This window comes from Dolichospermum circinale AWQC131C (assembly GCF_000426905.1).
GTDB lineage: Bacteria > Cyanobacteriota > Cyanobacteriia > Cyanobacteriales > Nostocaceae > Dolichospermum > Dolichospermum circinale.
Window position 1 is genome coordinate 1 of sequence record NZ_APIY01000430.1, and the last position, 2,757, is coordinate 2,757.

The following is a 2,757-nucleotide window of genomic DNA, read 5'->3' on the forward strand; positions in this document are numbered from 1 at the left end:
CTGGAGTTATGTAATTTGGCAAGAAGGATTAGCTCCATTTTTAATAGTAGAATTATTATCACCCGGTACAGAAGCAGAAGATTTAGGACAAACATCAAGAAGCGCGAATAAACCACCGACAAAATGGCAGGCTTATGAACAGTATTTGCGATAGCTTCGCTCGCCGTAGGCATCGCCCTATTATGTTATTTTTGATAGGTATGAAAGTAAATTACGGGTGTTCCAATTAGTTGGCACAAAATATCAAGCCGTAGAACTTGCAGAACCAAAATTCTGGTTTCCTGAATTAAAATTAGGAGTAGGAGTGTGGTCAGGCAAATATCAAGATACGGAAGGTTTGTGGCTACGTTGGTATAATGAAAATGATGATTGGATTCCCACTCTTGCTGAAAGAGTAGAACAGGAAAAACAACGAGCAGAACAGGAAAAACAACGAGCAGACAAACTAGCTGAAAAGTTGCGGGCTTTGGGGATAAATTTAGATGAAATTTGAAGTAATTTAAACAAGGAAGCCAGGAAAATTATTCCTGACTAACAGCTTGGTTTTGCTTTATTAAATGCAGTATAGCTTAAAAAGCGATCGCTCTAGTTTCTCGACTATTGAAAAAAGGATTTGGAGCGATAGAGCGATTCTAGGTCGCGCTTCGCTATCGCGCCCGGCAGTTTATATTAATGTAAGTTGCTAGTTAGGTAAATTGTCAGAAATGGCTAACGCCTCGCTTCGCTATCAGGATGTCCAGAATTAAAGGATGAACAGCATGAAACCAGAGTTTTTATTACCAATTACCTAGTATATGGAAGGAATTGAATATTAATAACTTAACTATTAAGTAGAGGGAGGCAAAAACAATGACTGTAGCTCTAGACAAAACCATAATCTATCCCGACAGTGATGGTCAGCCCATGGCAGATAACACCAAGCAATTTCGCTGGATTGTTCTGATTAAAGAAAATCTCGACTCCCTTTTTGCCAATGACGATACCGTTTTTGTGGCAGGAGATCTGCTGTGGTATCCCGTTGAAGGTCGTCCCGATATTCGTGTCGCTCCCGATGTCCTTGTGGTCTTTGGCCGACCCAAAGGCGATCGGGGGTCATACCGGCAATGGCAGGAAGATAATATTGCCCCTCAAGTAGTGTTTGAGATTTTGTCTCCAGGCAATACCCTCAAAGAAATGAGCCGTAAATTGTTATTCTATAACCGCTATGATGTGAAAGAATACTACATATATAACCCAGACTCTAATGAGTTGATGGGTTTTACCAGAGCCGACGAAGAACTCATATCCATTGAAAACATCGATCATTGGCACAGTCCTCGTTTGGGTATTCGGTTTGAACTAACAGCATCAACTCTAAATATTTATGATCATCAAGGCAATCTATTCTTATCTCCGTTAGAACTACGTAGAAGCCTTGAACAGGAAAAAGCTAGAGCAGAACAGGAAAAAGCTAGAGCAGAACAGGAAAAAGCTAGAGCAGAACAGGAAAAACAACGAGCAGAACAGGAAAAACAACGAGCAGAACAGGAAAAACAACGAGCAGACAAACTAGCAGAAAAACTGCGGGCTTTGGGGGTGAATTTAGATGAAATTTAAAGAAAACTAACCGAAAAAAGCATTTCTGCCTGGCGATCGCATTCGGCAAACAAGAATATTATGGAAAAAACACCCTAATTATACTGCAAACCGATGTCAAAACTTTTCGTTACTTATGTCGGTTTTTTCCGTTCACCTATTTAGGACGGCTTGGCGATTATTGCGGTAAAATTTGAATAGTCGCCTTTTGGTTTAATTGTATTAAACTACTTAGGCGTTTTTAAAATCTATAAGCATCTAATAAATCTAAACATTTTTGTGATCACCATTCCTGATTTATTTGTAAACTTTGATTATTCTTATGATTCACGTTGTTGTGAAAGGGGAAGAAAATTTACATCTTCATAAAGTTCCGTCATTTTACCAATAAAATTGATAGTTGGTAATTGAAATGATGTTTGTTCTCCTATATAAGATTGTAAAATCCAAAGTCCCTCTTCATTGCGTCTAAAACATTCAACTCTAGGTTTTTTCGTATTAATTAAAACGTATTCTTGCAAAGTTTCCAACATTTGATAATCAGCAAATTTATCACCTCTATCAAATCCTTCAGTAGAATTAGATAAAACCTCAATTATTAAACAAGGAAATCTTTTATAACCTGGAGTTTCTTGATCTCTTGAATCACAAGTTACCATCACATCAGGATAGTAAAATCTATTTAAGGATTCTATTCTGGCTTTCATATCAGCAATATATACCCGACAACCATAACCTCGAAGATGATTACGAAGTAAAGAGGCTATATTTAAAGCTAAAGTAACATGAGAATCAAATGCGCCAGCCATTGCATAAATATATCCATCAATATATTCATGTTTAACTGTGCTGTTTTCTTCCAGTGCTAAATATTCTTCTGGTGTGATGTAAAAATCGGGGGCAGGAATCATATTTTATCACCTCAAGATTCTCACTTTTGTCGTGGGTAATGGTACAAAAAACTATATTATCATAAATTAAATTGTCAGTATGTGAACACAATAAAACCAAAGTCTGTAAAAAAATGTAAAGTAGCATCAAAGATGATCTCCGTTTACGAAAAGATCATTCAAAGTTATAATTTATAGAACATTCCAGGTAATGAAACACAGGAGATAGTCATCATGTATCAAAGTGAAGCACCTCCGCAAAAAAACCTGCCCACCATGTATGATTTACCCA

General features: G+C 37.1%; 3 protein-coding genes. 2 read left to right on the forward strand and 1 reads right to left on the reverse strand.

From position 1 onward, the window contains the following. The first annotated feature begins 217 nt into the window (after nt 1–217). Together ACIR131C_RS27250 and ACIR131C_RS0100745 are read left to right on the forward strand one after the other, a co-directional pair. Nucleotides 218–493 (forward strand): hypothetical protein, encoded by a 276-nt coding sequence (locus ACIR131C_RS27250; protein ID WP_417033393.1) that lies wholly within the window; start codon nt 218–220, stop codon nt 491–493. A 356-nt stretch (nt 494–849) separates the two neighbouring features. Beyond that, a complete protein-coding gene (locus tag ACIR131C_RS0100745) occupies nt 850–1,596 on the forward strand; it encodes a Uma2 family endonuclease (RefSeq protein ID WP_028088693.1) in 747 nt (248 codons plus the stop codon). Between the two features lie 299 nt (nt 1,597–1,895). On the opposite strand, the gene ACIR131C_RS0100750 is transcribed toward ACIR131C_RS0100745, so the two are convergent. Continuing rightward, on the reverse strand, nt 1,896–2,486 hold the full coding sequence (locus tag ACIR131C_RS0100750; RefSeq protein WP_028088694.1) for a Uma2 family endonuclease: 591 nt from the start codon (nt 2,484–2,486) through the stop codon (nt 1,896–1,898). Nucleotides 2,487–2,757 lie beyond the last annotated feature (271 nt).

What these genes read in the sequence shown, in the direction of transcription:
- ACIR131C_RS0100745 (WP_028088693.1), top strand. Translation starts at nt 850, where the DNA reads ATGACTGTAGCTCTAGACAAAACCATAATCTATCCCGACAGTGATGGT.
- ACIR131C_RS0100750 (WP_028088694.1), bottom strand. Translation starts at nt 2,486, where the DNA reads ATGATTCCTGCCCCCGATTTTTACATCACACCAGAAGAATATTTAGCA.